Genomic DNA, 21,599 nt, shown 5'->3' on the forward strand with positions numbered 1-21,599 from the left:
ATCCAGCGCAGTAAAATACCGCTCCTAACCCCAAGAACACGCCCGCAAAAGGCCCGCCTCCATGCCGCAACGGAAATCGCCCCCCAAGGACAAGCACCTGGAGAAGGTGATCGCCCTCGCCAAGAAGCATTCCGCCGCGGCCGACCTCGAGAGGTTCATCGTCTCCTACTACGCCGACATCGCCGAGGAGGACATCCTGGCGCAGTCGCCGGAGGACCTGTACGGCGCGGTGCTGAGCCACTGGGAGTTCGGCGCCAAGCGCCTGCCGGGCGAGACCAAGGTGCGGGTGTTCAACCCCGACCCGAAGAAGGACGGCTGGAAGAGCCCCCACACCATCATCGAGATGGTGAACGACGACATGCCGTTCCTGGTGGACACCACCACCATGACCCTGAGCCGGCTCGGCGCCGGCATCCACCTCACCGTGCACCCGATCTACCACGTGAAGCGCGACGCGCGCGGCACGCTCACGCGCGTGGACGGCGAGCGCGGCGAGGGCATGATCACCGAGTCCTGGATGCACATCGAGGTGGACAGCCAGGGGGGCGCCGAGACCCTCGCCAAGCTGGAGGCCGCGCTGCAGAGCGCCATGCGCGACGTGCGCGCCACCATCGGCGACTGGCAGGCGATGCGCGACAAGCTCAAGCAGGTGCGCGAGGCAGTGCAGGCGCACCGCAGCGTGCTCGGCGACGCCGCGGTGGACGAGGGCCTGAAGTTCCTGGAGTGGCTGGGCGACAACCACTTCACCTTCCTCGGCGTGCGCGAGTACGTGCTTGGCGAGGAGAACGGCGAGGAGGTGCTGAAGCTGGTGCCGGACTCCGGCCTCGGCATCCTGCGCGACAGCCACGCCAAGGTCTCGCAGAGCTTCCTGGTGCTGCCCAAGGACGTGCGCAAGCGCGCCCGCGCCAAGGAGTTCATGATCATCACCAAGGCCAACTCCCAGGCCACGGTGCACCGCCCCGGCTACCTCGACTACGTGGGCGTGAAGCGCTTCGGCGCCGACGGCCAGGTGCTGGGCGAGTGGCGCTTCCTCGGCCTCTTCACCACCAGCGCCTACGCCACCAGCCCGCGCGACATACCGGTGCTGCGCGAGAAGGTCGCCGAGGTGATGCGCCGCTCCGAGCTTCCGGCCAACAGCCACGACGGCAAGGCGCTGATGCACATCCTCGAGACGCTGCCGCGCGACGAGCTGTTCCAGAGCACCACCGACGAGCTGTTCGAGACCGCCATGGGCGTGGTGCAACTGCAGGAGCGCCAGCGCGTCAAGCTGTTCATCCGCCGCGACAGCTTCGGCCGCTTCTTCTCCTGCCTCATCTACGTGCCGCGCGACCGCTACACCACACAGGTGCGCCAGAAGATCGAGAACGTGCTGTACCAGGCGCTCAACGGCAAGAGCGCCGAGCACACCGTGGCGCTGTCGGATTCCGCGCTCGCCCGCCTGCACGTGATCGTGCGCACCACCCCCTGGCAGCTCCCGCAGTTCGAGCGCTCCGCGCTCGAGAAGGACATCCAGCGCGCGGTGCGCTCCTGGCAGGACGAGCTCAAGGACGCCCTGGTGGAGAAGCTCGGCGAGGAGCACGGCTTGAAGCTCTTCGCCCGCTACGGCAACCACTTCCCCGCCGCCTACCAGGAGGACATCAAGCCCAAGGCGGCGGTGTTCGACGTGGAGGAGGTGGACGCGCTCAGCGCCAGCGAGGGCCTGCGCATGAGCCTGTACCGGCCGCTCAACGCGCCGCCGGGCTACCTGCGCTTCAAGACCTTCCACCGCGAGCAGACCATCCCCATCTCAGACGCGCTGCCGATGCTGGAGAACATGGGCGTGCGGGTCATCAGCGAGCGCCCCTACGAGCTGGAGCTCGCCGACGGCAGCCTGGTGTGGATCCAGGACTTCGAGCTCATCCGCCCCGGCGATCTCGACGTGGAGGCGGTCAAGGTCGCGTTCCAGGAGCAGTTCGCCCGCGTCTGGCGCGGCGAGGCGGAGAGCGACGGCTTCAACCGGCTGGTGCTGGGCGCCGGCCTCGACTGGCGCCAGACCATGCTGCTGCGCGCCTACTGCAAGTACCTCTTGCAGACCGGCATCAGCTTCAGCCAGGCCTACATGGAGCGGGCGCTCTATACGCACCCCGCCCTCGCCGCCTCCCTGGTGCACCTGTTCGAGGCGCGCAACGACCCGGCCAAGACCCAGCGCCGCGACCACCTCACCCAGCAGCATGCGACCGAGATCGCGGGCGCCCTGGAGCAGGTGTCGAGCCTGGACGACGACCGCATCATCCGCCTGTTCCTGGCCACCATCATGGCCACGCTGCGCACCAACTACTTCCAGAAGGACGCGAACGGCGGCCACAAGGCCCACGTGTCCTTCAAGTTCGACCCGGCGCAGCTCGAGCTGCCCCTGCCCAAGCCCATGTTCGAGATCTGGGTGTACTCGCCCCGCGTCGAGGGCGTGCACCTGCGCATGGGCAAGGTGGCGCGCGGCGGCCTGCGCTGGTCGGACCGGCGCGAGGACTTCCGTACCGAGGTGCTGGGCCTCGTCAAGGCGCAGAACGTCAAGAACACCGTGATCGTGCCGGTGGGCGCCAAGGGCGGCTTCTACGTGAAGCGCCCGCCCGCGGGCGGCGACCGCGAGGCGGTGCTGAAGGAGGGCGTGGCCTGCTACCAGACCTTCCTGCGCGGCCTGCTCGACATCACCGACAACCTGGCCGGCACCAAGGTGGTGCCGCCCAAGGACGTGGTGCGCCATGACCAGGACGACCCGTACCTCGTGGTCGCGGCCGACAAGGGCACCGCCACCTTCTCCGACATCGCCAACGGCGTGTCGGCGGAGTACGGCTTCTGGCTCGGCGACGCGTTCGCCTCCGGCGGCTCCGCGGGCTACGACCACAAGAAGATGGGCATCACCGCCAAGGGCGGCTGGGAGTCGGTCAAGCGCCACTTCCGCGAGCTCGGCGTGGACATCCAGGCCACCGACTTCACGGTGGTGGGCGTCGGCGACATGTCCGGCGACGTGTTCGGCAACGGCATGCTGCTGTCGCGCCACATCCGCCTGCTGGCGGCGTTCGACCACCGCCACGTGTTCATCGACCCGAACCCGGATGCGGAGAAGAGCTTCGTCGAGCGCGAGCGCATGTTCAACCTGCCGCGTTCCTCCTGGGCCGACTACGACGCGAAATTGATATCCGGCGGCGGCGGCGTGTGGCCGCGCAGCGCCAAGAGCATCCCCCTGAGCAAGGAGGCCGCGGGCGTGCTGGGCGTGGACCCGGGCAACTACGCCCCGGCCGAGGTGCTGCGCTTCATCCTCAAGGCCCAGGTGGACCTGCTGTGGAACGGCGGCATCGGCACCTACGTGAAGGCCGCGAGCGAGTCCCACGCCGAGGTGGGCGACCGCGCCAACGACGCGATCCGCCTCAACGGCAACGAGCTGCGCTGCAAGGTCGTAGGCGAAGGCGGCAACCTGGGCTGCACCCAGCGCGGCCGCATCGAGTACGCCCTGGCCGGCGGGCGCATCAACACCGACTTCATCGACAACTCGGCGGGCGTGGACTGCTCCGACCACGAGGTCAACATCAAGATCCTGCTGAACCTGGTCTCCTCGGAGAAGAATCTGGGCGAAGCCGCCCGCAACAAACTGCTGGCGGAGATGACCGACGAGGTCGGCGCGCTGGTGCTGCGCGACAACTACATGCAGTCCCAGGCCATCTCCATCGCCGAGGTGCAGGCGCCGGGCCGCATCAGCGAGCACGCGTACCTGATCCGCGCGCTGGAGAAGACCGGCATGCTGAACCGCGCCATCGAGTTCCTGCCCTCCGACGAGGGGCTCAAGGAGCGGCGCAAGGCCGGCAAGGGCCTCACCCGCCCCGAACTCGCGGTGGTGCTGGCCTACAGCAAGATCGACATCTACAACGGCCTGCTGGCCGGCGACGTGGCGGAGGACCCCTACCTCGCCAACGAGCTGGAGACCTACTTCCCGACCCCGCTGCAGAAGCGCTACGGCGACCTGATGCCCAAGCACCGGCTGCGCCGCGAGATCATCTGCACCGCGGTGACCAACAGCATCGTCAACCGCATGGGCTCCACCTTCGCGCACCGCATGCAGGAGGAGACCGGCGTGGATGCCTCCACCGTGGCGCGCGCCTATACCATCGCCCGCGAGAGCCTGGCCATGCCGGCGCTGTGGGAGGCGGTGGAGGCGCTCGACAACAAGGTGCCGGCCGCCGTGCAGGTCTCGATGGCGGTGCAGAGCTCGCGCATGCTCAAGCACGTCACCCGCTGGCTCATCGACCGCATGCGCGACAAGCTCGACATCGCCGCCACGGTGCCGCTGTACCAGCCGGGGCTGGCGACGCTGGTGCAGCACATGCCGGGCGTGCTCAGCGACGACCTGGCCGAGAACTTCACCCGCGGCGTGCAGCAGTACACTGACGTGGGCGTGCCGGACGCGCTGGCGCGGCGCATCGCCGCCATCGGCCCGCTCTACGCCGGCCTCGATGTCGTGGACGTGGCGCGCGAGGGCAAGCTGCCGGTGGAGGTCGTGGCCAAGGTCTATTTCCACATCGGCCGCGAGCTCAGGCTCGACTGGCTGCGCGCCCGCATCGAGGAGCTCTCGGTGGAAGGGCACTGGCAGGCGGTGGCCCGCGGCACCCTGCGCGAGGACCTCTACGCCCAGCAACGGGCGCTCGCGGCCCAGGCGCTACAGGGTGCCCGGGACAGTCACACAGCCATGAAGCAGCTGGAACAGTGGCTGGCTGCCCACGCCGGACGCCTCGAGCACGCGCGCCGGGTGCTGTCGGACATGCAGGCGGCGAACATCGCCGACTTCCCCAGCTTGTCCGTGGCGCTGCAGGAGATCAGGAAGCTGGCGCGTCTGTGAGCCGACCGAAGCCCCCTGTGAAAGGGGGCTTCGCTTTTCTGGCGCCTGCCCGGCGCGGCGAGTACTCTTAGAGGCATGAGCGCCGCCGACACCCAGGTCAACTACAGGCAGACCCTCCGGGACCTGTCCGAGCGCATCGTCGCCGCCCAGAAGCCCATCCGCATCCTCGACCACATCAAGTGGGACGCGTCCATCCAGGAGCAGTTCGTCCAGGGCGGCGGCCGCGAGTTGCCGCGGGTGGATGCCGCCTACTACGCCGGCCGGCCGCTCGGCTTCGATCCCTCCGCCAAGCGCCAGGAGTTCCACGAGATCGAGCGGGACATCACCCGCCAGCTCGGCCAGTTCAACTCCCTGGGCGGCATCATGCGCCGCATGTGCCGGGAGTACACGCAGGTGGTGCGCATGCTGGAAGGGCGCGGCACAGCCGAGTTCGGCGTCATCTCCGAGGAGCTCTACGGCTCCGCCAGCGACGCCTTCCACGAGGGCGGGCCGACCCTGGCCGACCTCGGCCAGATACTCGGCGACGCCATCGCCAGCATCGACCAGAGCGAGCTCCTGAAGCCGGAGGCGAAGACCATCAGCGGCGAACAGGCGGTGGAGATCCTGCAGCACCGCATCAACAAGGCCTTCCACGAGTCCGAGGGCACCATGCGCGTGCTGCTCTCCGACGGCATCGTGGCGGACGCCGCCGCCGGCGCCGACTACATCAAGATCCGCAAGGAAGCCAAGTTCAACGAGCGTGACCTCAAGGTGCTGGAGGTGCATGAGGGCTGGGTCCACCTCGGCACCACCCTCAACGGCAGCCAGCAGCCGGTGTGCACGTTCCTCTCCAAGGGGCCGCCCTCCTCCACCGTGACCCAGGAGGGGCTCGCGATCCTGATGGAGATCATCACCTTCGCCTCCTATCCGAGCCGCCTGCGCCGCCTCGCCAACCGCATCCGCGCGGTGGACATGGCCGAGAAGGGCGGCGACTTCCTGGACGTCTACCGCTTCTTCCTGGAGCAGGGGCTGACGGAGGGGGAAGCCTACGGCAACTCTGCCCGCATCTTCCGCGGCAGCACGCCCACGGGACGGCCCTTCACCAAGGACCTGTCCTATAACAAGGGCTTCATCATGATCTACAACTACATGCGCCTGGCGGTGCGCAAGGGCATGCTGGACCGCATCCCCATGCTGTTCTGCGGCAAGACCACCCTGGAGGACGTGCGCACCCTGTCCCAGGGCGTGGCCGAGGGCGTCATCAGCCCGCCCCGCTTCCTGCCGCCCCAGATCGCCGACCTGAACGCCATCACCGCCTGGATGTGCTACTCCAACTTCCTGAACCGCCTGGACCTGGGGCGCATCCAGGACGATTACGCCGCCATCCTCTGACCCCCGGGGTCCGGGACCTGACAACCCGCCCGGCCCAGACGCGTTATGTGCCCTGAGGGCCCGTTTCCAGGGCTTTTACAGGGGGTCTAGAGCCCTTGGTGGGCAGGGGCCCCTGCCCCTACAATAGCCGCCTGGATTTTGAACCCGAACCCGAGGTTTTCCATGAAAAGCATGCGTATCCCCCTGATCACCCTGGCGCTGGCCGGCGCCATGACTGCCGCCTGGGGCGCCGAGTCGGTGATGAATCTCATCAGCTCCGGCGAGGCCGTGCAGAAGGAAGTGGTGGACAACAAGGCCAAGATGGACGCCGCCCAGCAGAAGAACAAGGACCTGGCCGGCCAGGGCAAGGCCATCCAGTCCGACAAGGCCAAGATCCTCGCGGACCTGGATGCCTGGAACAAGCAGAACGACTCGGTGAAGCAGCGCGTGGCTGACTACCAGACCAAGTGCGGCCCGGACAAGAAGCTGAACCAGGACGAGTTCAAGGCCTGCACCGCCGAGAAGGACCAGCTCAACGTCGACATCGCCAAGGTCAACAGCGACGTGGCGGAGATCAACAAGCGCAACGAGTCGCTGAACGCCCGCATCCCGGCCTACAACGACGCCATCCAGAAGTCGCCTGAGGAGATCAAGGCCGCCTTCGCCGACTACAACGCCTCCCTCAAGAAGGAAGCGGCGTGGCTCGACCAGGCCCGCGGCCAGATGTCCAGCGACGCGTTCAAGTCCTACGGCAAGAAGGCCGGCTGCCCCGACGTGAGCAAGCCCGCCAAGACCGCCGAAGTGATGATCAAGATGACCGACGACGTCATCGCCTGCCTCAAGAAGGTCTCGAACTCCTGATCCGGAGTTTCAGGACACGCAAAGCAAGACGCCCGGGGTGACCCGGGCGTCTTTTTTCATGCCTTGATTCCAGCGCTTTTCAGCGGCCTTTCGCGTCGGCCTCGTGGTCCCGGGTGGCCAGCTTCTCGCTGGAGCCGAGCGGCGGGGCCAGCCAGACCCTGAGGTCCACGTAGCGGTTGTCTGCGTCGTTCCTGGCATCGGGGTGCGGGATCGCCATGCCCACGCCGCCCTGGGCGATGCTGCCGCGCGGGATGCCGAGCTTGGCGAGGTAGTACACCACCGACTCGGCGCGCCACTTGGAGAGCTGCAGGTTGTAGGCCGCGGAACCCTTGTTGTCGGTGTGGCCGGTGACCGCCACCGACACCACCTTGATGCCGCGGCTCTGCCAGTCGCTGAAGGAGGTGCGCAGCGCCACGCGGTTGCGGCTCGAGAGGTGGGCCTTGTTGAACTCGAAGGGCAGCGCCGTGTAGATCTGGTGGATGTAGGGCAGCGTCGCCATGTCCGGCTTGTTGTTCGCCAGCGTCTCGGCATCCGAGGGCGAAGGCACCAGGCTGTAGGCGGTCTGGGCCGTGGGCTCGACCTTGGGGTACAGGAACGCGAACTCGTTCGCGTCCAGCACCTCGTAGTGGTGGCGCTTCTGGTAGACCTCGGTCATCACGTCGTAGCAGAAGCCCTTCTTCTCGTCCTGCGCCAGCGGGCGCAGCTGCATGCACTTGCCGTCCGGACCGACCCAGGGCGCATCGCCCTGCATAAGCCAGGCGGTCTTGGAGGGCGCGGACTCGCAGGCGGCGAGCAGCACAGTGGTGAAGGCCAAAGCGGCGATACGCATGCTCATGGGCATGTCTCCTTCGTCTCGTGGTGGCGGGCAGGTGCCATCGGTGGCGCCCTGCCGGACCACCCCTGGTCCGGCGTCCCTGTCAGGACGCGTACATAACTTGACAATAGTACTGCACCCCATCGAAGACTGCAGCGTCCAGGCCTTTATGGGCTTGCAGAAAGAGCGGCGGGTCCGGTTTCGGCCCCGCTCCTGGAGCCGCTCCAAAGAGCCTATGGGACGCACAGGCGCATCCTTCCAACCCAGGGCAGGCCGGCATTGCAGCCAAATAGGGCCGGGGTGGCGACCCATAACCGATTGATTTAATGGCAATTTAAATAAAGCTTAAAGAACGTGACGTATTTACTTTACATAATATCGTGTAGGTGCTAGGATGTATCTAACCGATCAAGGCAAACCCGGTGAAAGCCGGGGACGCAAAGTCACCGGCCTACAGGGTGCATCCACCCCAAGGTAGCGGGACCGCCGGATCAGAGGCCGCCGCCTGCGCGTCCTCGCCCTGGCCTGCCTTGCGGTCCCTATGTGGGCACGAGGTGGACCATGGGCGACCAGACCGACTCCAAGCAGATCAACTTCCTCCACGGCACCTGGCGCGCCCTGCTGCACGACCAGACGGAGCCTTTCGAGAAGGACCTGCTCAAGGACTATGTGAGCAGCAACGTGATCGGCCGCCTGCCGCGCCAGACCACCCTCACCAACGTGATGCACGAGTGCCAAGCCCAGGGCGCATTCCAGGAGAGCTACATCAAGTCCTTCCTGGCGCTGCCCAAGGCCTGGGACAAGCTCACCCCCGAGTCGCGCCACACCATCCTGGTCTACGTCCAGAAGTGCGGCCTGCACAAGAATGCCGGCATCCGCCTCAAGCCGCTGGAGGACGACGAGGCTGCCCTCACCATCCGCTGGGATACCGCCAATCGACTGTACGCGGCCGCCCGCGACCAGGCCTTCCAGGCCTGCCGGCGCCTCGGCCTCGAGGTGACCCAGCCGCGGAGCCGGCCCCGCCCCAACGAGTTCGCCACCCTCGCCCAACTCGGCCAGGAGATCCTGATCAAGCTCTTGCGCGAGCGCGTCAATATCGACAAGACTGCCGTCACCATGGCGGTGGGCTACGTCACCCCGGTGGCGAGCGCCAAGCTCGGCTACCACCTGCGCAGCGCCTATGCCGAGTGCCGCGACGCCCTCTACGCCGCGCTGCTGCACTGGGCGTTCCATCACCCCTCCGAGGTCCTGGGCGGCGGCGAAGTCGGCGCGCGGCTGACCGCGGAACAGGAAGCGGCGCTGGACCTGCGCGTGCGCGAGCAACTCAAGCCCTTCGAATACCAGTTCGAGGGGCTCTGTGCCGACCTCGAGAACATGTCTTCGGAACCCACGATCTACGAGAAGGTGCGCCGCTGCTTCCAGGAGGCCGTGGTGCTGCACTGACGTTCACTGGAGGTGATGGGGGCAGGCCGGGTCAGCGGCCTGCGATACCTGAAGCCCGCCGCGAGGCGGGCTTTTTTATTTCAGCCTGCAGCAGGATGACGGGAATAGATGGCGAAATCCGTCAGTCGTGGACCTTCCCTCACCGGGAAGGTGGCACCTGCCAGGAACTTGTACTACTATTTTCATAGTACACACCTGCCTCCATGAGGAACCACCATGCGCATCCGCCAGTCTTGCCTGATCCTGATTCCGCTGCTCGCCGCCCTGTCCTGCTTCTCCGCCCGGGCAGCAGATCCCGACTCCGAAGCCGATTACGGCACGAGCGTCCTCTACCTCGGCAAGATCGGCGTGACCGGTCAGGAAGCCATCTTGGGCGCGCTGCAAGACATCAAACTGGCCCTGGCGCAGCCCCTCTCCAATGACCCGAGACTCGCGGACGTGATGGTCTGCCGCCTGGCGGATGACATCGGCACCCACGCCAAGCAACTCCTGATCTGCGGCACCAACCGCGTGCTCAACCAGAACCGCGCGCTGTTGCAGGCGACCATGAGCTCGTTCCTCGGCAATGCCAATCCACCCGCGGGTGGCGACGGTCATGGCGGGTCCTCCACCGCCTGCAGCGCCTCCAGCTGTTTTGAAGAGGACGTAGGAATCCTCAACGAGACCGTCAACAGCCAGTCCCAGCACTACATCAAGCAGCAGGTGAATGGCGCAGCCCTGCGCGCCCTGTTGGCGAAGCTTCCCTATCCCCAGCAGATTGCTGTCCCGGCAGCCGCCACGGTGCCGGCACCGACGGCGGTGACGGCACATCTCTGAATCTAAGGCGTGATGAAAATAAAAAAGCCCACCTGATCAAGGTGGGCTTTTCATTGATGGCGCGCCCGGAGGATTACGGCGGGCTATCCCTGCCCGCCGCCCTTCGGGCCAGCGCCGAAGCGGCGCTGTTCAAAATCGTTCTAAGCTCGGATATCCCTTCCTCGCTAAGAACCCAGGGTTTGCCATCCATGGCAAACCCGCTCAGCGCTACGCGCTGAGCCCCGGCGATTTTGTCGAACTCGCCGATTGAAACGTCGGGAGTTCGAATCTCCCGGGCGCATGAAAAAAGCCCGCCTAAAAGGCGGGTTTTTTGCTTTAGATGGCGCGCCCGGAGAGATTCGAACTCCCGACCACCTGGTTCGTAGCCAGGTACTCTATCCAGCTGAGCTACGGGCGCTTAGAACTGTCTGTCTAAATCTAGTCTCGTCCTTCCCTGGTATTCATCCAGCTCGGCTCCCTGCCTCGCGCGAGCCGCATGCGGCTCGCCCACCTCGGCATCCCTGCCTCAGCTTCGCCGGGCGAAGCTATCGCTTCGCTGGGGAGGCCGGCTCAGCCAGCTGAGCTACGGGCGCTTGGATCGAGCAGAACCCATGACCACCTGGTTCGTAGCCAGGTACTTAATAAGGGCTCGGCGAAGGGCGTGAATTATCCCGGCTTGGCCCCGCCGGGTCAAGGAAAACGGCCCAAAAGCCCGTTAAAACAGGCTCTTGGACCGTTCCTATTGGGGCAGGCAACCGATCTGGCCGAGCCGCTTGGTGAGACTGAGGAAGTCAGAACGGGTGCACAGGGGCTTCAGGCTCGGCCACACGCTGAGGAACGGCACCAGGGTGCTCACGTCCTTGTCCCGCACCGCCCCCGCCAGCACCGTATAGGCCTGGTCGGGTTTGCCGAGGTGCATGTAGGCGTCCGCCAGGAACACCGCGCTGTGCTTGTCCGCCGGCGCGCGGGCAGCCTGGTCCGCGTACCAGTTGAAGTAGCTCACCAGCGAACCGTGGCCGCTGCCCTTCACCCTGGCTATGTCCGCGGCCGGGGCCTGCAGCACCTGCATCTCCACCGCGGCCTGCTGGGCGGCCTCGGCGTACTTGCCGGCGCCGAGCAGGCTCAAGGTCAGCAGGTGCTGCGCGAGCCGGTCCTGGGGGTTGAGGCCTGCGTTGGTGCGGGCGCTGCTCTCGGCCTTGGCGTACTGGCCGGTGAGGTAGGAGACCAGCGCCAGATCGTCGGTGGCGCTCACCGAGGCCGGGTCCAGCGCGCGCGCCGTGTCCATGGCGTTCTGCATGCCGCTGTTCTGGCCTACCGCCACCAGGTACTCGCCGTAGGCCTGCCATGCCCAGGCATCGCCCGGGTTGAGGCGCAGGGAATCCTTGAACTCGGGACCCGCCTTGGCGAGGTCCCAGTCGTAGTACATGTCCAGCTCGCCCTTGAGCAGCTTGGACTCGGCCGAGCCCCCGTCCAGGCTCAGCGCGCGCGCCACCAGCTTGCGCACGTCGTCGAGGTCGGCGCGCTTCATGTCCTGCTCGCGCAGCAGTGCGCGGGCGGCACAGGCGTAGGCGGCGGCGAAACCCGGGTCAAGAGCGATGGCCTTCTGGCAGCCGTCATAGGCCTCGTCGAGCTTGCCCTGGCCGATGAGGTAGCGGCCGGTCTGGAAGGCGATGGCGGCATCGCGGTTGTTGGTGAACGCGAGCGGCTTCACCGTGGCGTTGGGCGCGAGCAGCGTCGCCACTTGGGTCGCGATGCGGATCACCAGCTGGCGGTAGGCGCCGCCGGAGTAGTTGGTATCGAGGTCGTACTCGTCACCCCACACGTAGCTCTGGTCCACCGAGCGGATGAGCCGCGCCGAGATGCGGTAGCCCTGGGCCTGGCGGGTGATGGAGCCCTCCAGCACGAAGTTCGCGCCCAGCTCCTGGCCGATCTGCTTGATGGTCTCGCCGCCCTTGAGGTAGTGGGCCGACGAGGTGCTGGCGATCACGCCCAGGCGCTCGGGTGCGATGGGACCGAGCAGGTTGATGACCTCGTTGGAGATGGAGGCGCCCAGGATCGCATCGCCCTGGTTCGGCGAGAGATCGTTGAACGGTAGCACCGCCACCACGGTGGCCGGGCTGCCCTCGGCGCCGGGCACGTAGCCCGTGCCGCGCTGCTTGTAGAGCATGAAGGCGACCAGCACCAGGATCAGCACCGGCACCAGCACCGCCGCCAGGTGCACCGGGCGCAGGCCGGGGACAGCGGCGGGCGGCGCAGCCGGGACGGCGGCAGGCATGGCCGCGGCGGCGGCCTGGGCGCGGCGCTCCAGCGCCTGGCCGTCCTCGCTCACGCTCACGGGGAACACGAACTTGTAGCCGCGCCGCGAGATGGTCTGGATGTAACGCGTGCCTGAGGCGCCGTCGTTGAGCGCGATGCGCAGCTGCCGCACGCAGGCGCTGATCCCCTCCTCGAACTCCACCACGATGTGGCTGCCCCACAGGTGGTTCTTGATCTCCTCGCGCGAGACGGTGGTGTTGGCCTTGCGCAGCAGCAGTTCCAGCAGCTTCGCCACCTGCGGGCGCAGCTGCGCGGTCTTCTGGCCGTCGTTGAGCTCGCCGCTGTGCGGGTCGAAGACGTATTGGCCGAACGTATACTGCACTCGGGTCGGCTCCTGAACGCTGTTCATGCCGCGGCTGTCGGCCGCGCCACCGGGCTCGGCACCCCGGACCGCCAGCGCCACCCGCGCCTGGGGCCCGGGCCTGCGCATCACATCATATCCAGCCTCGCCGGGCGGGGCTATGCGCTCCAAGGACGTCGGATTCACGTGTGGCTCCCCTGCATGTCCGGAAGATCACATGGGTGCTGCCGCCGCCGGCGGTGCGCGGGACGCGCCCGCCGGCCGGCAGATCCGCGCCGGAAACCGTCACTGCCTCTTGTACGCGTCAGGAGCGACGTACAGGGTGCGGCTGAGTTTCTCCGCTGCCTGTATCTGTTCCTCGCTCATGCCGTCGGTGATGATGGGCTTGGCCTCCGCGATGTCCACGCCGCCGCGCTGGGCCAGGAGCAGCCAGGCATAGGCCCGCACGTCATCCTGCTGCTCGACGCCCTCGGCGTTGTGGTACATCACAGCCAGGTTGTACTGCGCGGCGGGCAGGCCCTGGCTCGCAGCCTTGGTGTACCAGCGCATCTCGGCGGCGGGATCCGCGTCCATGCCCTTGCCGTCGCCGTACATCATGCCGAGCTGGAACTCCGCATATGGATCGTTGCGGCGGGCCGCGAGCTCGAACCAGTGACGCGCCTGGGCGTAGTCCTGAGGGAAGCCCTGGCCGTTGTAGTAGAGCGTGCCGAGGTTATAAGCGGCGGTGGCGATGCCCATGTCGGCGGCGCGCTTGTACCAGGCGGCGGCCTCCGCGTACTTGCCGCGGGTGGTGAGCATCACGCCCAGGTTCGCCTGGGCCTCCGCATCACCGAGCCTGGCGAGTTCCTCCGCCTGCTCGATATCCTGGTCGGTATAGGTGGTGTTGCCCGGCACCTTGTCCACGTAGGCCGGCGGATGGATGTAGATCACCCTGACCCCGGGGGGCAGATGGTCGTCGGCGGACGCCAGCGGCGCCGCCAGTGCCAGCGCCAAGCCCATGAGGGCGAGCAAGGCCGGCTTGTACGAATCGGAGAGCAGTTTCGGGTCGCGGTTCATGACGGAAATCCTCCAGGGGTACCTGTCGCTTACGACCACAGGTATAGCCGAGGAGTCCCCGGGACAGGCCGAAAATCTTCTGATTTATGGCTGATTCATATATTTGGGCCCTGCGGGGCCAGGCCATAGGCAGGATCGCCCCGTCAGCTTGTCAGCATCGCCGCTGCCCCGCGGTGGCGGCTTCTGCGAAGGTGGCGGCGTCATCCCGACCGGTATGGAGGTACCGTCCGGTGGCGCAAGCCCATGACTCCTGGCGGCAGACCCGTGCGCAGGCACGCTGGCGGGACGAACTCGCGCAGTGCGAACAGGCGTTGCGCGAGGTACCCGGCGTGGACGCGCTCTGGCGCCTCGCCCGCGTGCGGCTCGCCCTGGGCCAGCGTGGGGAGGCGCGGCGACTGCTGGAACTCGCCCTGGAGCAGGATCCAGCCAGCGTGGAGGCGCGCTTCTATCTCTCGGTGGCGTCGTTCATCGCGGCCGAGCCTGCAGTGGAACGGCCGGCGGCCGTCCCGCTCCGGGCGGCTTGAGACCCGGGCCGCGCCAGCTCGTGCATGTCGGCCACGATGGCCGCGCCCTCACGCAACGCCACATCCTGGGCGCTCGCCACCTCGCCGCCGCCACCCGGCGCCTCCGCCGGCGTGCCGCCGGTGAGCTTCTTCCAGGCCAGCTCGTCCTTGTCGCGCCAGGCCTGTTCCTGCTCTTCCACGTGCCGGCGCGCATCCAGCTTGAGTGAGAGGCTAGTGGCCGCGGCGTCCTGCTTCAGGTGCTCGACGTCGCCGATGTAGAGCCGGAACAGCGGGTCGTCCTTGGCGCGCTGCTCGTGGCGCTTCTTCAGCTCCGGCAGTATCGCGTCCACCTTGTAGTCCAGCGCCTTGTAAGGCACCGGCGCGATGGTGTCCCAGGGCAGCGGGTTGTCCTCGGTCTCCTCGCCGAACTGGGTCGGGTCGATCTGCGAGGGCAGGATGATGTCCGGAGCCACGCCCTTGTCCTGGGTGCTGGCGCCGGTGACGCGGTAGAACTTGTCCGAGACGAACATGAGCTGGCCGGCCTCCGCCTCCGCGTCGGTCATCTCCGAGAGGTCGGCGAACTGGGTGGCCACGCCCTTCCCGTAGGTGTCGTTGCCGATGATGACGCCGCGCCGGTAGTCCTGCACCGCCGCCGCGAAGATCTCCGAGGCCGAGGCGCTGAGGCGGTCCACCAGCACCGCCAGGGGGCCGGAGTACACCGGCGTGGTGCTGGAGCGCACCACCGTGACCCGGTCGCCGGAGCTGCGCAGCTGCACCATGGGGCCCCGCGGGATGAAGAGGCCGGCGAGGTCCGCCGCCTCCTGCAGCGAGCCGCCGCCGTTGTTGCGGATGTCGATGATCACGCCTTCCACGTGCCGGGACTTGAAGCCGTCCAGCAGGCGGCGCACGTCGCGCGTCACGCTGTTGTAGTCGGGCTTGCCGGCGGCGCGCTCGTCGAAGTCGGTGTAGAACTCGGGGATGCGGACCACGCCGATGCGGGCCACGCCGCCGCCCTTGCGCGGCACCGTGATCACGTCGCTGCGGGCCGCCTGCTCGGCGAGCTTGATGGCGTCGCGCACCAGGCGGATCGGCTTGGTCGCCGAACCCGCCCGTGCGCCGGCCGGCAGCACCTGCAGCCTGAGCACCGTGCCCTTGGGGCCGCGCGTGAGCCGCACCACGTCGTCCAGCCGCCAGCCCACCACGTCCACGAAGTCGCCGCCATCGCCCTGTCCCACCGCGGCGATGCGGTCGCCCGGGTGCAGCGCACCGCTCTTGGCGGCAGGGCTGCCAGGCAGCACCCGCGCGATCTTCACGTAGTCGTCGTCCGTCTGCAGCTCGACGCCGATGCCCTCGAGCTTGAGGCTCATCTGGGTCTTGAACTGGTCGTACTCCACCGGCGGGAAGTACTCGGTGTGCGGGTCCAGCGCCCGGGCATAGGCGTTCATGAAGGTCGCGAACACGTCGTCGCTGTCGAACTTGTCCACGCCGTCGCGCAGCGTGCTGTAGCGCTTCTTCAACAGCGCCTGCGCCTGCGGCCAGGTCTTGCCGTCCAGCATGAAGTCGATCACGTCGTTCTTGACGCGCTTGCGCCACAGGTCGTCGAGCGCCGCGGGATCCTTGGCCCAGGCCTTGGGCTTGTCGTCCAGCGGCAGGGACTCGTCCTGGCCCAGGTCCGGCTGGGCAGCGAGCTGGGCCAGCGCGTAGTCCATGCGCGCGTCGAAACGCTGCTTGAACACGGCGTAGATGGCGAACGCGGGCTTGAGGTCGCCGTCGCGGATGCTGTCCGCCAGCGTCAGGCGGTAGGACATGAAGGAGTCGATGTCCGACTGCAGGAAGTAGCCGTGGCTCTGGTCCAGGGTCTTCAGGTACTCGTCGAAGATCTTGACCGCGAGCCCCGCGTCCAGCGGCTCGCGGCTGTAGTGGTAGTGGGTGAGCACGTAGGCCACCGCCTGATCCACGGCGGCCTGCCCCGGCTGCGGCGCGATGACGGCCGGCGGGTTCTCGATGGTCGCGGACGCCGTCTGCGTGTGCGCGGCCGGATACAGCCAGGCGAGGTTCGAGACGAGCAGCAGCAGGAGCTTCTTGTTCATGGCACCGGTCTTGGAGGGTAGGGAGCGGCGGGCGGCGCCGGCATGGCTCATTGTATCGGGCCCGGGGACCTCACGATTGGACCATGCCCGCCTCTGCCAGTTCAGTGGCGCAGGTCACAGCCGGCGCAGTGCGGCTTCACACGGGCTTCCGGTGCCCCGGGTGGCTACCCTAGCGATAGCCGCCCGGCGGCGGGGTGCTGGGTGCGGTCTCGGACGCGGGCGGAGGCTGCGGGGGCGTTGCCGGCGGCGGAGGCGCCGGCGGCGTGAACGTATAGACCAGCGAGAGGGCGGTCACCGCGTCGGTGTTCTTGAACCCCGGCAGCACGGCGCTGTTGTGGGTGACCGTATAGGACACCGACAGCGCGAAGCTGTTGTCCAGGTTCGCGGTGAGCGTGCTCACCGACTGGCTCAAGGTGTTGCTGGAGCCGTGCACCATGCTGAAGTTCTCGGTGAAGTTGCTGTTGGCGCTGAACTTCCACAGGTAGCTCGCCGCCAGCCGCTCCACCGGCTCGGACTCGCGCAGGCCCGTGGTGTAGTGCGTCTGGCGGCCGCCCACGCCGAACTCGACGTCGAGCTGCTGGGTGCTGGTGGTGAGCAGCCGGTGGCCGAGGCCCACCACCTCCGAGACGCGGCGCTCGTAACCGCTGAACACGTCGCGCAGGTAGTCGAGGTTGCCGAACAGGTAGTCGTTCGGGTCCAGGTTGTAGTCGGCCTGCCCGTTGAAGTTGAAGCTCTCGGCGATGAGGCCGCCGTCCTGGCTGGCCTTGAGGGTCTGCACCAGCACGGAGTCCTGCCAGTTGCCCGACCGGTAGCCCGCCAGCGCCTTGCCGTTGAAGGTGGAGCTGTTCACGTTGCCGGTGGTCTGCAGGTAGCCGAGCGCGACCGAGCCCTGCCAGCCCTCCGCCACCGCGGTCTGGCGCGCCGCGTCGGCGTTCGCCTGCAGGTCGGTGAGGTTCGCGTCGGCGCGCGCGCCACTCATGCCCAGCGCCGCAACCAGCGCCATCGCTACGATCCCTGCTCGCACCATGATCCGGGCGCCTCCATCCCATCCTGCACCGGATGATAAGGGAAGCGCCCGGGACGGGCGTTTTTACATGACAGTATGCGGTCTACCTCAGAACTTCACCCCCGCCGTCACGTACAGGAAGCGCCCCGGCGTGCGGTAGAACGTGGGCAGGAAGCTGTTGGCGAAGGCGGACATGGCGATGGGCGGCTGCTTGTCGAACAGGTTGCGCACGCCCACGCCGAAGTCCGAGTCCAGCACGTCCACGTGGTAGGTCAGCTGCACGTCGTGGTAGACCGTCGCGCCGATATGGTTACCCGGCACCGGGCCGCTCTCGAACGGGAAGTCCACGGTGAGCGGACAGCGGCTCGGCGGGTCCACCACCACCGCGGCCGAGCAGTCCTCCACCAGCGCGCCGACGTACTGCACGTTCCAGCTCGCCGACCAGTCGCCGCGGCTCCAGTTGAGGTTGAGGGTGGCCCGCTGCTTGGGGATGCCGCCCGTGACCGAGCTCGTGCCGGCGGTGCCGGCACCGTTGGTGGTGGTGCCGGAGAGCTCCTGGCTGCTGAAGTCGGTGCCGAACGCCAGGGTCGCCACGTACTGCTTGGTGAACGACCACTCCAGGCCGGCCTTGAAGTCCCCCACCGCGGTGGAGGGGAACTTGTAGTGCAGGCTCAGATCCATGCCCTCGACCTTGATGCCGCTGGCATTGATGTTGAGGTTGTCGATGTTGGTGATGGCCCCGGGCGCGTTGGCGCCGTGGTCCCCGCCCGAGCGGGTGATGAGGCTGCAGTAGCGCGGCTGGCCGTGCACGTAGCAGCCGTCCAGGACCAGCTGCGCCGGGATCTGGCTGATGGCGTTCTGCAGGTTGATCTTGTAGTAGTCCGCGCTCACATCGAACCCAGGCAGCCAGTCCGGGTCGTAGACGAAACCCACCGTCTGGGAGATGGCCCGCTCCGGCGTCAGGTTCGTGTTGCCGCCGATGGTGGTGTGGATCTCGCCGCTGCCCGGGAACTGCAGCGAGTACGGCCCGGCACCGCACTTCGGGGCCTTGACCGGGTTGGCGGGCGTGACCACGCAGGGATCGGTGAGGAACTGGAAGCTGTCGCTGTCCGCCAGGAACAGGTCGCTGATGCTGGGGATGCGGAAGCCCTGGGTCCAGGAGGCGCGCAGCAGCAGCTGGTCGTTGGACTGCCAGCGCAGCGAAGCGCTGCCGGTGGAGGCGCTGTCGGTGTGCGCCGCCAGGTTGCCCGTGTTCAGCGCCCCGCCCTTCCACTCGAAGTGCGACCAGCGGTTGGCGAGGTCCAGGTCCACCTTCTGCATGAACGGCAGGCCCGCAGCCAGCGGGATGTCGAACTCCACATACTCCGCCCGGGTGGTCTCGCGCCCCTCGGTGGGCGGGATCAGGCTGTTGGCGGTGTTCCCCTGGGTCACCAGCGCGTCCGGGTGCGAGAAGCCGTCGGTCTCCAGGTACTCGGCGCCCAATGCCATGCCGAGCGGCCCCGCCGGGAGGTCCGCCAGGGTGCTGCTGGTGTTGGCGGTGTAGTTGCGCATGTTCTGGGCCACCACGTCGTGCTGCTCGAACAGCACGTAGTTCAGCATCCCCGGCGTGATGGTGCCGTCGCCGCCGAAGATGTTGAGCGGGGTGCAGCCGGCTCCCGCGCCGGCGCAGGGCGCGGCCCCCGGCACGCCCAGCTCCTGCTGCAGCCGGAACGTGTTCACCACGCCGCCCGCCCGGTCGCTCTCGTAGTTGTTGCCGTAGGCGAAGCCGGCGTCCCAGTCCCACTCCTTGCCGAGGAAGCGGTAGTACCCCTCGAAGCCGCCGTTGAACTGGAAGTTCTTGACGGTCTGGGTGAACACCCGGTTGCCGCCTTCCGACAGGCGCCGGCCGAGGAACAGCAGCGAGTCGCAGCTGCCGGCGAAGATGCAGGCGTCGCTGGAGTTGCCCACCAGGTCCACGCCGAAGGGGTTGTAGGGGTTCTGGCCCGAGATGCCGACCGCCACGCCGTTCGCCTTGGCCTGGCCGAAGGCGCCCAGGGTCAGGGTGTTGGGCGCGAGCTGCTGGGAGGACTTGCGTTCGTTGAACAGCGCCTGGGTGCTGAAACTGAGGTTGTCGGCGATGTCGTAGTGCCCCTCCAGGTAGAAGGCGCTGCGCTCGCTGGGGATGGCGAGGAAGTTGGCGGGAGCGTAGTTGAAGCGGTCGCCGTTGCCGATGTCGCGGAAGTTGCTCAGCGAGGGGCCGTTGGAGCTGCCCGCATGCCCCGGCTTGGGCGTGTCGACCAGGGTCATGGAGCAGGTGCCGTAGCTCGTCAGCGTCGCGGAGCCGGGGCAGCCGTTCACGTCGAGGATGTTGAACAGCCCGCTGGGCGTGAGGAAGCTGCCTCCCCGGGAGCCCACCACGGGTTCCTTCGAGATTGTGCGGTCGCCGGCGAAGATCGGCGCCTCGTTCACGTAGGAGACGTTCATCACCGCGCCGCCGCGGTCGCCCGCGCTGCCGAGGGTGAAGTCGTATTGCTCCTCCTGCCCGTCCCAGCCGCCGCCGTCGGCGTGGGCGTCGTACTTGCCGAAGTGGGCGTTGGCCTCGGCTCCGTTGTAGCGCTTGAGGGTGATGATGTTGATGACGCCGGAGATGGCGTCGGAACCGTACAGCGAGGAGGCGCCATCCTGCAGGATCTCCACGTGGTCCACCACCGCCACCGGCACGGTGTTGAGGTCCACGTCGCCGCCCAGGCCGCTCACCACGCGCTTGCCGTCCAGCAGCACCAGCACGCGGTTCGCGCCCAGGTTGCGCAGGTCGATGTTGGTGCGGCCGCTGCCGCCGTTGTTGAACTGCCGGTTGGGCGCCGCGCCGGTGGAAGGCAGCTGCTGCAGCACGTCGCCGAGCGCGGTGAGGCCGGTGGCCTTGATCTGCTCCTGGGTCACGATGGTGATGGGGCGGGCTGCCTCCACGTCGGCACGCTTGATGCGCGTGCCGGTGACCTCGATCTTGCCGAGCTGGGCGCTGCCCGGCGGCGGGGCAGCCTCCTCCGGGGCGGGCTCCTGGGCCAGGGCAGGTGCGATCTGCAGCACGGCGCCCGTGAGCAGCAGGCCGCGGATGGTCTTCGACAGGGACAGCGAGCGGATTGCCATCTGATATCTCCCCAAGTCGTCGTTGTGGATGCTTCTCTGCGCGAGGCGAGTACTATTTTCGACGTACTATACTATTAGTAGTAAGGGAGTAAAGTGGTTACCGCTGCGCGCGCGGAGAAGTGGCTTTGCCGGCGATAGGGGGTTACACGGGTGCGCCGCAGAGCGGAACGCGACGGTCAGTGCTGGCGGAGAGAGGAGCGAAGGCGGCGCTCCATGCGGGCATGGCGCGCATCCGCCGCCGGTGAAGCGGCTGTCTCTTTTTGACCGGCCCGTGCCCTGCCCGGTATCATGCGCCCCCTGACCCCTTGGGCGAAGGCCGTAGGCCTTCGCAGCCGGACAGGGCGAGCCGCACAACGGCGAGCCGCTGGAAGGCACGTCAAGCGAAGCAAAAAATCCTGAGTTCTTGGAGAGGTGGCCGAGTGGTCGAAGGCGCGCCCCTGCTAAGGGCGTATACGGGCTAAAACCTGTATCGAGGGTTCGAATCCCTCCCTCTCCGCCAATTCGATAAAAAAGGGCCTCCTCCGGGAGGCCCTTTTTTATCGAACTTGGGGAGGCAGTTCGAACCCTCGATGCATATAAGGCTGGTTCGACAAAATCGCCTGGAGCAATTTTGAACAGCGCCGCCTCGCGGCGCTGGCCCGCAGGGCGCCGGGCAGGATAGCCCGGCGTAATCCCTCCCTCTCCGCATCGATCCGGGATTCAAGCCCTCATAAAAAAGAGCCCTTCGAGGGCTCTTTTTCATTGGATCCGAAAAGCATGGAAGCCCGCGTGCGGGCAGATCAACGCCTCGGGAAGCGGGGATTCAGCTGTTGCCGGTCTCGGGCGGGGTGCCGCCTTCCTGCTCGCGGCGGATGCGCTCGTAGATTTCCTCGCGGTGCACCGACACGGTGCGGGGCGCGTTCACCCCGAGCCGTACCTGGTTGCCCTTGACCCCGAGCACCGTCACCGTGACCTCGTCTCCGATCATGAGCGTCTCGCCTACGCGACGCGTAAGGATCAGCATCTCTCGACTCCTTGAAGTAGCCCTATGTCCCAATCACCTCTGAGAAGTCCTTTTCTTCTTCTTCGTAT

General features: G+C 67.2%; 13 protein-coding genes, 2 tRNA genes and 1 riboswitch. Of the genes, 7 read left to right on the forward strand and 8 right to left on the reverse strand.

The genetic code is table 11. From position 1 onward, the window contains the following. Positions 1–61: 61 nt before the first annotated feature. The 3 genes from VF651_07585 to VF651_07595 all read left to right on the forward strand — a co-directional run bounded on the left by VF651_07585 (position 62) and on the right by VF651_07595 (position 7,078). Positions 62–4,867: an NAD-glutamate dehydrogenase gene (locus VF651_07585; GenBank protein HEX7965565.1), complete on the forward strand. Its 4,806-nt coding sequence runs from the start codon at positions 62–64 to the stop codon at positions 4,865–4,867. A 75-nt stretch (positions 4,868–4,942) separates the two neighbouring features. Continuing rightward, complete coding sequence (locus VF651_07590; GenBank protein HEX7965566.1) at positions 4,943–6,238, forward strand: flavohemoglobin expression-modulating QEGLA motif protein; 1,296 nt, start codon at positions 4,943–4,945, stop codon at positions 6,236–6,238. A 162-nt stretch (positions 6,239–6,400) separates the two neighbouring features. Beyond that, the gene (locus VF651_07595; GenBank protein HEX7965567.1) at positions 6,401–7,078 is read left to right on the forward strand and encodes a hypothetical protein; all 678 of its coding nucleotides are present in this window, start codon (positions 6,401–6,403) and stop codon (positions 7,076–7,078) included. Positions 7,079–7,157: 79 nt separating this feature from the next. Here the strand turns inward: VF651_07595 and VF651_07600 are convergent, their stop codons facing one another. Continuing rightward, complete coding sequence (locus tag VF651_07600) at positions 7,158–7,913, reverse strand: OmpA family protein (GenBank protein HEX7965568.1); 756 nt, start codon at positions 7,911–7,913, stop codon at positions 7,158–7,160. 381 nt (positions 7,914–8,294) lie between these two features. Further along, positions 8,295–8,383, forward strand: a riboswitch (cyclic di-GMP riboswitch). Positions 8,384–8,453: 70 nt separating this feature from the next. Between VF651_07600 and VF651_07605 the strand changes: the two genes are divergently transcribed. Together VF651_07605 and VF651_07610 are read left to right on the forward strand one after the other, a co-directional pair. Then, a complete protein-coding gene (locus VF651_07605) occupies positions 8,454–9,335 on the forward strand; it encodes a hypothetical protein (protein HEX7965569.1) in 882 nt (293 codons plus the stop codon). A 216-nt stretch (positions 9,336–9,551) separates the two neighbouring features. Continuing rightward, positions 9,552–10,151, forward strand: coding sequence for a hypothetical protein (locus VF651_07610; GenBank protein ID HEX7965570.1), 600 nt, complete (start codon positions 9,552–9,554; stop codon positions 10,149–10,151). Positions 10,152–10,471: 320 nt separating this feature from the next. On the opposite strand, the gene VF651_07615 is transcribed toward VF651_07610, so the two are convergent. The 3 genes from VF651_07615 to VF651_07625 form a co-directional block, all read right to left on the reverse strand. Then, positions 10,472–10,548 (reverse strand) — tRNA-Arg (locus VF651_07615). Between the two features lie 321 nt (positions 10,549–10,869). Continuing rightward, complete coding sequence (locus tag VF651_07620) at positions 10,870–12,876, reverse strand: winged helix-turn-helix domain-containing protein (protein HEX7965571.1); 2,007 nt, start codon at positions 12,874–12,876, stop codon at positions 10,870–10,872. 156 nt (positions 12,877–13,032) lie between these two features. Next, positions 13,033–13,803: a tetratricopeptide repeat protein gene (locus VF651_07625; GenBank protein HEX7965572.1), complete on the reverse strand. Its 771-nt coding sequence runs from the start codon at positions 13,801–13,803 to the stop codon at positions 13,033–13,035. A gap of 311 nt (positions 13,804–14,114) precedes the next feature. On the opposite strand from VF651_07625, the gene VF651_07630 reads away from it, so the two are divergent. Next, entirely contained in the window at positions 14,115–14,327 is a 213-nt protein-coding gene (locus tag VF651_07630) for a tetratricopeptide repeat protein (GenBank protein HEX7965573.1), read from the forward strand. Here the strand turns inward: VF651_07630 and VF651_07635 are convergent. The 3 genes from VF651_07635 to VF651_07645 form a co-directional block, all read right to left on the reverse strand. Further along, positions 14,249–16,396 carry a carboxy terminal-processing peptidase gene (locus tag VF651_07635; protein ID HEX7965574.1) on the reverse strand — a complete coding sequence of 716 codons (2,148 nt, stop codon included), beginning with the start codon at positions 16,394–16,396 and terminating at the stop codon, positions 14,249–14,251. The two genes, VF651_07630 and VF651_07635, sit on opposite strands and share 79 nt — an antisense overlap. Positions 16,397–16,565: 169 nt before the next feature. Then, complete coding sequence (locus tag VF651_07640; GenBank protein HEX7965575.1) at positions 16,566–17,399, reverse strand: DUF481 domain-containing protein; 834 nt, start codon at positions 17,397–17,399, stop codon at positions 16,566–16,568. 111 nt (positions 17,400–17,510) lie between these two features. Further along, the gene (locus tag VF651_07645; protein HEX7965576.1) at positions 17,511–20,528 is read right to left on the reverse strand and encodes a TonB-dependent receptor; all 3,018 of its coding nucleotides are present in this window, start codon (positions 20,526–20,528) and stop codon (positions 17,511–17,513) included. A 405-nt stretch (positions 20,529–20,933) separates the two neighbouring features. Between VF651_07645 and VF651_07650 the strand changes: the two genes are divergently transcribed. Further along, positions 20,934–21,027 (forward strand) — tRNA-Ser (locus VF651_07650). A gap of 303 nt (positions 21,028–21,330) precedes the next feature. Here the strand turns inward: VF651_07650 and csrA are convergent. Then, positions 21,331–21,531 (reverse strand): carbon storage regulator CsrA, encoded by a 201-nt coding sequence (gene csrA / locus VF651_07655; protein ID HEX7965577.1) that lies wholly within the window; start codon positions 21,529–21,531, stop codon positions 21,331–21,333. Between the last annotated feature and the right edge of the window lie 68 nt (positions 21,532–21,599).

This window comes from Gammaproteobacteria bacterium (assembly GCA_036383255.1).
Taxonomy (GTDB): domain Bacteria; phylum Pseudomonadota; class Gammaproteobacteria; order Natronospirales; family REEB76; genus DASUBN01.

What these genes read in the sequence shown, in the direction of transcription:
- VF651_07595 (HEX7965567.1), top strand. Translation starts at nt 6,401, where the DNA reads ATGAAAAGCATGCGTATCCCCCTGATCACCCTGGCGCTGGCCGGCGCC.
- csrA (HEX7965577.1), bottom strand. Translation starts at nt 21,531, where the DNA reads ATGCTGATCCTTACGCGTCGCGTAGGCGAGACGCTCATGATCGGAGAC.
- VF651_07600 (HEX7965568.1), bottom strand. Translation starts at nt 7,913, where the DNA reads ATGAGCATGCGTATCGCCGCTTTGGCCTTCACCACTGTGCTGCTCGCC.
- VF651_07645 (HEX7965576.1), bottom strand. Translation starts at nt 20,528, where the DNA reads ATGGCAATCCGCTCGCTGTCCCTGTCGAAGACCATCCGCGGCCTGCTG.
- VF651_07610 (HEX7965570.1), top strand. Translation starts at nt 9,552, where the DNA reads ATGCGCATCCGCCAGTCTTGCCTGATCCTGATTCCGCTGCTCGCCGCC.
- VF651_07640 (HEX7965575.1), bottom strand. Translation starts at nt 17,399, where the DNA reads ATGGCGCTGGTTGCGGCGCTGGGCATGAGTGGCGCGCGCGCCGACGCG.
- VF651_07625 (HEX7965572.1), bottom strand. Translation starts at nt 13,803, where the DNA reads ATGAACCGCGACCCGAAACTGCTCTCCGATTCGTACAAGCCGGCCTTG.
- VF651_07620 (HEX7965571.1), bottom strand. Translation starts at nt 12,876, where the DNA reads ATGCGCAGGCCCGGGCCCCAGGCGCGGGTGGCGCTGGCGGTCCGGGGT.
- VF651_07585 (HEX7965565.1), top strand. Translation starts at nt 62, where the DNA reads ATGCCGCAACGGAAATCGCCCCCCAAGGACAAGCACCTGGAGAAGGTG.
- VF651_07605 (HEX7965569.1), top strand. Translation starts at nt 8,454, where the DNA reads ATGGGCGACCAGACCGACTCCAAGCAGATCAACTTCCTCCACGGCACC.
- VF651_07590 (HEX7965566.1), top strand. Translation starts at nt 4,943, where the DNA reads ATGAGCGCCGCCGACACCCAGGTCAACTACAGGCAGACCCTCCGGGAC.
- VF651_07635 (HEX7965574.1), bottom strand. Translation starts at nt 16,396, where the DNA reads ATGAACAAGAAGCTCCTGCTGCTGCTCGTCTCGAACCTCGCCTGGCTG.